The following is a 7547-nucleotide window of genomic DNA, read 5'->3' on the forward strand; positions in this document are numbered from 1 at the left end:
GCAGCCGCGGCGGGCTGCTGCGGCCGGCGGGCAGGACAAGGCTGCCGCTTCGCTGGCGGCCTACCGGCAAAAGCGCGACTTCACGCGCACACCGGAGCCCTCGGCAGAACCTTCCAGCGACACGATTGCAGGGCAGCCCGGCGCGGGCGCCCTGCAATTCGTCATTCAAAAGCACTGGGCCAGCCATCTGCACTACGACTTCCGGCTGGAGCTGGACGGCAGCATGAAAAGCTGGGCCGTGCCCAAGGGCCCCAGCTACGACCCGGCCGACAAGCGCATGGCCGTGCAGGTGGAAGACCACCCCATGGCCTACAACCGCTTCGAAGGCCAGATTCCGCCGGGCCAGTACGGTGCGGGCAAGGTCATCATCTGGGACCGGGGCACCTGGTGGCCACAAGGCGACGCCGCCGAGGGCCTTCGCAAGGGCAAGCTCAGGTTCGAACTGCGCGGCCACAAGCTGCAGGGCCGCTGGACCCTGGTGCGCATGCGCGGCAAGGACGATGCCAAAAAACCCGCGTGGCTGCTGATCAAGGAGCATGACGGGCTGGAACGCGCCGCCGGCGAATTCAGCGTGGTCGAGGACATGCCCGACAGCGTGGCGGGCCTTCCCCTGGAACCTGCAGCAGCGGCAACGACAGAAACAGAAACAACAACAGCAACAGCGCCAGCGCCAGCACGAAAGCAGCACGCCGGCACCGCGACCATGCCGCAGGAGATCGCCCCCCAGCTGGCGACCTTGGTGGACCGCCCGCCCACGGAGGCCGGGCAATGGATCTTCGAGAGCAAGTTCGACGGCTACCGCCTGCTGGCGCGCGTCGACAGCGGTACCGTGCGGCTTGTCACGCGCAACGGCAAGGACTGGACCGCCAGAATGCCTGCCCTGGCCCGCGCCTTGGCGGCCCTGCCCTTGCAAACAGGCTGGATCGACGGCGAGGTGCTGATGCTGGACAGCGACGACCGCCCCGACTTCCAGGCCCTGCAGAACGCCTTCGACGGCGAGCACACCGACCTGCTGGTCTTCTTCGCCTTCGACCTGCTGTGGCACGACGGCCAGGACCTGCGCCAGCAGCCCGTGGAACAGCGCCGCCAGCGGTTGCAGGAGCTGCTGCACAAGGCGCCGTCGGACCGCGTTCGGTTCAGCCAGGCCTTTGACGCCCCGCCCGCCGACCTGATGGCCGCCGCCTGCCGGCTGGGCCTGGAGGGCGTGATCGGCAAGCGGCGCGGCAGCGCCTACGTCTCGCGGCGCAGCATGGACTGGATCAAGCTCAAGTGCGGCCACCGCCAGGAGTTCGTGATCGCCGGCTATACCGATCCCCAGGGCTCGCGCACCGGCCTGGGGGCCCTGGTCCTCGCCGTGCACGGCGAGGACGGGCAGCTGCACGCGGCCGGCAAGGTCGGCACGGGTTTCAACGCACGCACCCTGGCCGCCCTGCGCCAGCGCCTGGACGGCCTGGCCACCGGCACATCCCCGCTGGCAGACACCCGGGGCCTTGGCAGCCAGGTGCACTGGGTGCGCCCCACCCTGCTGGCCGAAGTCTCGTTCGCGCAATGGACCGCGGACGGCCGCATCCGCCACGCCGTATTCCAGGGCCTGCGCACGGACAAGCCTGCGCGCCGCATCGCAAAAGAGGAGCCACAGCACGTGCCATCGACCGCATCTTCACCCCGCACCGCAACCCGCCACAAAGCCGCCCCGCCCCGCATGGCCAAGGCGGCGCGCCTGCCCGCCACGATCGCCATCACCCATGCCGAGCGTGTCATCGACCCCTCCACCGGCATCACCAAGATGGAGCTGGCGCGCTACTACGCCACGGTGGCCCCCTTCATGATCACCCACCTCAAGGCCCGGCCCGTGGCCATGGTGCGCGCGCCGGAGGGCATCGAGGGCGAGCTGTTCTTCCAGAAACACATGGACCAGACGCCGCTGCAGGGCATTGCCGCCCTGGCGCCCGAACTCGATCCCGGCCATGCGCCGCTGATGGAGGTGGCGCGGCGTGAAGGCCTGGTGGCGGCCACGCAGATGAACACCATCGAATGGCACACCTGGAATGCCCGCCGGGACCGCATCGACCGGCCCGACCGCATGACCTTCGACCTGGACCCCGGCGAGGGCGTGCCCTGGACGCAGGTGCAGGAAGCGGCCACCTTGCTGCATGTGCTGCTGCAGGAGCTGGAGCTGCCGGCCTTCCTCAAGACCAGCGGCGGCAAGGGCCTGCATGTGGTCGTGCCGATCAAGCGGCTGCTGGATTGGGACACGGTCAAGGCCTTCTCCCAGGCCGTGGTCCAGCACCTGGCCAGCACCGTGCCCCAGCGCTTCGTGGCCAAGAGCGGGCCACGCAACCGCGTGGGAAAAATCTTCGTGGACTACCTGCGCAACGGCTTTGGCGCCACCACGGCCTGCGCGTGGACAGCGCGTGCGCGGCCCGGCATGGGCATCTCCGTGCCCGTGGGCTGGAACGAGCTCGACAGGCTCACGGGCGGCGCGCACTGGACCATTCGCTCGGTGGACCAGCGCCTGCGCCTGGGCAACTCGCCCTGGGAGCACTACGGCACGGCGGCCACCAGCCTGGGCCGCGCCATGAAGGCGCTGGGCTTCGAGGCACCGGCCCGCGAAGCGCCGCCAACGAGGAAAGCACAACGATGACCAGGAAAGCCACATCTCCTCGCACGGCCCCGGCCGTCTCCTCGCGCAGCCTGTGGAAGGGGGCCATCAGCTTTGGCCTGGTCCACATCCCGATAGGCCTGTATGCGGCCACGGCCAGCACGGACATCGACTTCGACTGGCTGGACAAGCGCAACATGCAGCCCGTGGGCTACAAGCGCATCAACAAAGTCACGGGCAAGGAGGTGGCCTCGGCCGACATCGTCAAGGGCGTGGAATTCGAAGAAGGCCGCTACGTGGTGCTGAGCGCCGAAGAGATTGCCGCCGCCTTTCCCAAGACCACGCAGACCATAGAGATCGAGGCCTTTGTCGATGCCGACGATATCCCCTTCATCTACCTGGAGCGGCCCTACTACACCGCCCCCCTGCACCGGGGCGGGAAGGTCTACGCACTGCTGCGCGAGGCGCTGCGCAAGAGCAACAAGGTGGGCGTCGCCAAGGTCGTCATCCAGGCCAAGCAGCACCTGGCCATCCTGATCCCCTGCGGCCGGGCACTGGTGCTGAACCTGCTGCGCTGGGGCGGCGAGATCCGTTCCTTCGAGCAGCTGGACCTGCCGCCGCTGGACGCAAGGGCCGCAGGCATCAAGGCCGCCGAAATGACCATGGCCCTGGCACTGATCAAGGACATGAGCCAGGCCTGGGACGCCGACCAGTTCCGCAACTCCTTCAGCGAGGAAATCCACCAGCTGGTGCAGGCCAAGGCCCATGCGGGCGACGTGCAAAGTGTGCAAAGGCAGCAGGACGCGCCCGCCGCACCCGCCAACGCAGCCGTGCTGGATCTGACCGCCCTGCTCAGGAGCAGCCTGGGCAAGGCAGGCAGCGGGGCCCCCGCCTCCGCGGCCAAGGAAAAAAATACCGGGGCGGCGGCAAAAGCTGCAAAAGCTGCAAAAGCGCCCGCGACCCGGACAACGCCCAAGCCCCGAAAGCCAGCGTCCAAGGCGCCTGCAAAACGTTCAACATCCAAATGAAACGGACCATTGCCGTTTTGCATAATCTACAAATGGCATTTCATGATAAAAAATACATGCATTTTTTGCCGCAAAAATGGATTCCACGATACGCATAGCAAATTCCAATGATTTACCAAAAGTAATCTTCCGAATTTCCTACACGCCGTGGATTTTTCAGGCAGCACAATGAAATTGCAGTGATGACGGCATCGCTGTTTACTTAAGGAGTATGGAAATGACGCAACAGACCAATAACCCTCAAGGCAACACGGCCAGCAACCAGCAAAACGACAAGAACAAGCAGAACCAGCAGCAGCAAAGCAATCCCAATAATCCCAACCATCAGCAACAGCAGAGCAACCCCCAGCGCAACCAGCCGGGTCAGCAGCAAAAGCAGGACAGCCACCAGCAGCGTTGAGCCGCAGGTTGCATGACCTGAAAAAAGGGTCCTCCGGGCCCTTTTTTTATTTTCCCATTGCGGCAACTGAAAAACATACCGTTGCTCCGCTTGAAATATCCGCGTCAAAAGAACATGGCGTTCATTCCCAAGGAGTGCATCATGGCCAAGAAAGCCCCAGCTGAAAAGAAATCCCCATCCCAATGCCCCGTTGGCCACGGCGGAGAACTCCAGCAGCAGGCCGAAGCCTCTCATCCTGTATTGACGACGCAGCAGGGCATACCGGTTGCGGACAACCAGAATTCATTGAAGCAAGGGCCAAAGGGACCCACGCTTCTGGAAGATTTCATATTGCGCGAGAAAATCACGCATTTCGACCATGAGCGCATTCCGGAGCGGATCGTCCATGCACGCGGCACAGGTGTCCACGGTTATTTCCAGCTGACCGATTCACTGGAGCAGTACACCACCGCCAAGGTGCTGACCGAAACCGGCAAGCAGGTGCCGGTCTTCGTGCGCTTTTCCACCGTGGCCGGCGGCGCAGGCTCGGTGGACACCCCGCGGGACGTGCGCGGCTTCGCCATCAAGTTCTATACCGAAGAGGGCAACTGGGATCTGGTCGGCAACAACATTCCGGTGTTCTTCATCCAGGACGCCATGAAGTTTCCCGACCTGGTCCATGCCGTGAAGATGGAGCCGGACCGGGGCTTTCCACAGGCCGCCACGGCGCACGACACGTTCTGGGACTTCATCTCCCTCATGCCCGAGTCCATGCACATGGTCATGTGGATCATGAGCGACCGCACCATCGCGCGCAGCCTGCGCATGATCGAGGGCTTTGGCGTGCACAGTTTCCGGCTGGTCAATGCGCAAGGCAAAAGCACCTTCGTGAAATTCCACTGGCGGCCCGAGCTGGGCATCCAGTCCACGGTCTGGGACGAGGCCCTGAAGCTGCAGGCCGCAGACAACGACTACCACCGCCGCGACCTGTTCGAGGCCATCGAGGCGGGCGACTATCCGGCCTGGGAGCTGTGCGTGCAGCTGTTTTCGCAGGAACAGGCAGACGCCCTGCCCTATGACCATCTGGACCCCACCAAGATCATTCCGGAAGAGGAAATACCGCTGCGCAAGATCGGCCGCTTCGTGCTGGACCGCTGGCCCGACAACTTCTTTGCCGAGACCGAGCAGGTCGCCTTCTGCCCGGCCAACCTGCCCCCGGGCATCGACTTCAGCAACGATCCGCTGCTGCAGGGCCGCCTTTTCTCCTACCTGGACACCCAGCTGTCGCGCCTGGGCGGGCCCAACTTCACGCAGCTGCCCATCAACGCGCCCAAATGCCCGTTTGCCCACGACCAGCGCGACGGCCATATGCAGACCCAGGTGCCCAAGGGCCGCGTGGCCTACGAGCCCTCCAGCCTGCAGGCCGACAGTCCGCGCGCCTCGGCGGCGCGCGGCTTCAGGCACTTTGCCCAGGATGACGGGGACGGCGCCAAGGGCCGCATCCGCCCCGAAAGCTTTGCCGACCACTACAGCCAGGCGCGCATGTTCTACGCCAGCCAGAGCGCGGTGGAGCAGGCCCACATCGCCAGCGCCCTGGTGTTCGAGCTGTCCAAGGTGCAGACGCCGCATGTGCGACTGGCCGTGGTGGGCCACCTGCAGGTGATAGACGCCGACCTGGCAAAGCGCGTGGCCGACGGCCTGGGCCTGCCCCAGCTGCCGCCTGCCGCCAAGCCTGCCGTGCCCCCGCAAAAGCTGCCGCCCAGCCCGGCCACGCGCATCATCGACCGCATGAAGCCCACACTGCAGGGCCGCTTCGTGGCCATCCTGGTGGATGAAGGCTCCAGCGCCCGGCACATTGCCGCCTTCCACAAGGCCCTGGTGGCGCAAAAGGCCAGCGTGAAGATCATTGCGCCCAAGATCGGCGGCGCCACGCTGGACGACGGCAGCCACCTGCCCGCAGACGGCCAGCTGGCCGGATCGCCCTCGGCGCAGTTCGACGCCGTGGTGTCCATCCTCACGCCGCAGCGCGGCGAAGCCCTGGCCCGGGAAGCGGCCGCCCAGGACTGGTTCCGCGATGCCTTCGGCCACCTCAAGGCCATTGCTGCCTGCAAGGCCACCGGGCACATCCTGCAGACCGCGGGCATCACGCCGGACGAGGGCGTGTTTCCCATCGACACGCCCAAGCCCTTTGTCGAAGGCGCCAAGAAACGCTTCTGGGACCGCGAGCCCACGCTGAGGACGCTGGCCTGAGGCCGCCGGCCACCGGTTTTTGCGAATCATTGCTACCAAATGTCAACGCTTCGGCCCCGTGCAAGGGTCCGGGCATGGCGATTGCTGCAGCGGCTGCATGTCCGCTGCGGCCCGCCACCATCACAGGAGAAACCGTTCCATGATCGCTGCGCCACCCACACCGCCTGCCACACCTCCCGTCGCTCCGCCGGTCAATCCGCCGCCGACCGAGCCGCTGGTGCCACCCGTGGGTGATCCTCCGCCGGCTCCGGCGCCTTCACCCTATTCCGATCCCCCCATCGCACCTCCGCCTCCGCCGCCGCAGGGGTTGCACTGACTGCAGACCTCATCCATATCAACGACCGCATGCCCGGCTGGCGCCGCGTGCGGCGTGGCAAAGGCTTTTCCTATGTGGACCAGGACGGCAGGCCCGTGCGCGACGCCCAGGCGCTGGAGCGCATCCGCAAATTGGCCATTCCACCGGCCTATGTGGATGTATGGATCTGCCCTGACGCCCGGGGCCACCTGCAGGCCACGGGCCGCGATGCCCGCGGGCGCAAGCAATACCGCTATCACCCGCAGTGGCAGGAGCAGCGCAAGCAGGTCAAGTTCGACCGCATGCGCGAGTTCGGCCGGCATCTGCCCGCCATTCGGCGTGCCGTGGCGCGGGACCTCAGGCCGGGGCGGCCGCAGCTCGAAACCGTGGTGGCCACCATCGTCTGGCTGCTGGACTGCACGGCGCTGCGCGTTGGCAACGACGAGTATTCAGAAGCCAATGGATCCTTCGGCCTGACCACGCTCAGGAACCGCCACGCCCAGGTGCGCGCCGGCGAGCTGACGCTGAGCTTCAAGGGCAAGAGCGGCGTCGCCCAGCAGGCCCGCGTGTCCGACCGGGCCGTGGCCCGCATCGTCAAGCGCTGCCAGGACCTGCCGGGGCAGCGGCTTTTCCAGTTCGTGGACGACGAGGGGGATGTTCACCATGTGCGCTCCGAGCACGTGAACGACTACATCCGCAGGATCTGCAGCAAGGCCGGGGCAGACGAGGCAGACGGACCGGACTTCAGTGCCAAGGACTTCCGTACCTGGCATGCCAGCGTGTACGCGCTGGAGCTGGCCATGGCCGCCGCAGCGTCACCGGCGGGCAGCCGCCATCCGGGCGCGCTCACCTTCACGGACCTGATCGCCGAGGTGGCGCGGCGCCTGGGCAATACTTGTACGGTTTGCCGCAAGTTCTACATCCATCCCCGGGTACTGGCCCTGTGCGAGCAGCCCGGGCAATGCCCGCCCGCCGCGACCGCTGCAACGCGGA

5 protein-coding genes are annotated in these 7547 nt (G+C 66.0%); 4 read left to right on the plus strand and 1 reads right to left on the minus strand.

The genetic code is table 11. The annotated features are described in order from the left end of the window. Window positions 1-2644 (plus strand): DNA ligase D (ligD, locus tag L995_RS24555; RefSeq protein ID WP_047474010.1); only part of this gene is annotated, 2644 nt, incomplete at its 5' end. Then, the gene (ku, locus tag L995_RS24560; protein WP_016451498.1) at window positions 2641-3630 is read left to right on the plus strand and encodes a non-homologous end joining protein Ku; all 990 of its coding nucleotides are present in this window, start codon (window positions 2641-2643) and stop codon (window positions 3628-3630) included. The genes ligD and ku, both read left to right, overlap by 4 nt. 202 nt (window positions 3631-3832) lie before the next feature. On the opposite strand, the gene L995_RS34000 is transcribed toward ku, so the two are convergent. Beyond that, on the minus strand, window positions 3833-4264 hold the full coding sequence (locus tag L995_RS34000) for a hypothetical protein (RefSeq protein WP_197065187.1): 432 nt from the start codon (window positions 4262-4264) through the stop codon (window positions 3833-3835). On the opposite strand from L995_RS34000, the gene L995_RS24570 reads away from it, so the two are divergent. Continuing rightward, window positions 4172-6259, plus strand: a complete 2088-nt coding sequence (locus L995_RS24570; RefSeq protein ID WP_156136130.1) for a catalase — start codon at window positions 4172-4174, stop codon at window positions 6257-6259. The genes L995_RS34000 and L995_RS24570 overlap by 93 nt on opposite strands. 345 nt (window positions 6260-6604) lie before the next feature. After that, window positions 6605-7547 (plus strand): DNA topoisomerase IB (locus L995_RS24575; RefSeq protein ID WP_047474012.1); only part of this gene is annotated, 943 nt, incomplete at its 3' end.

This window comes from Delftia sp. ZNC0008 (genome assembly GCF_000799035.1).
In the GTDB taxonomy this organism is placed as follows: domain Bacteria; phylum Pseudomonadota; class Gammaproteobacteria; order Burkholderiales; family Burkholderiaceae_C; genus Comamonas; species Comamonas tsuruhatensis.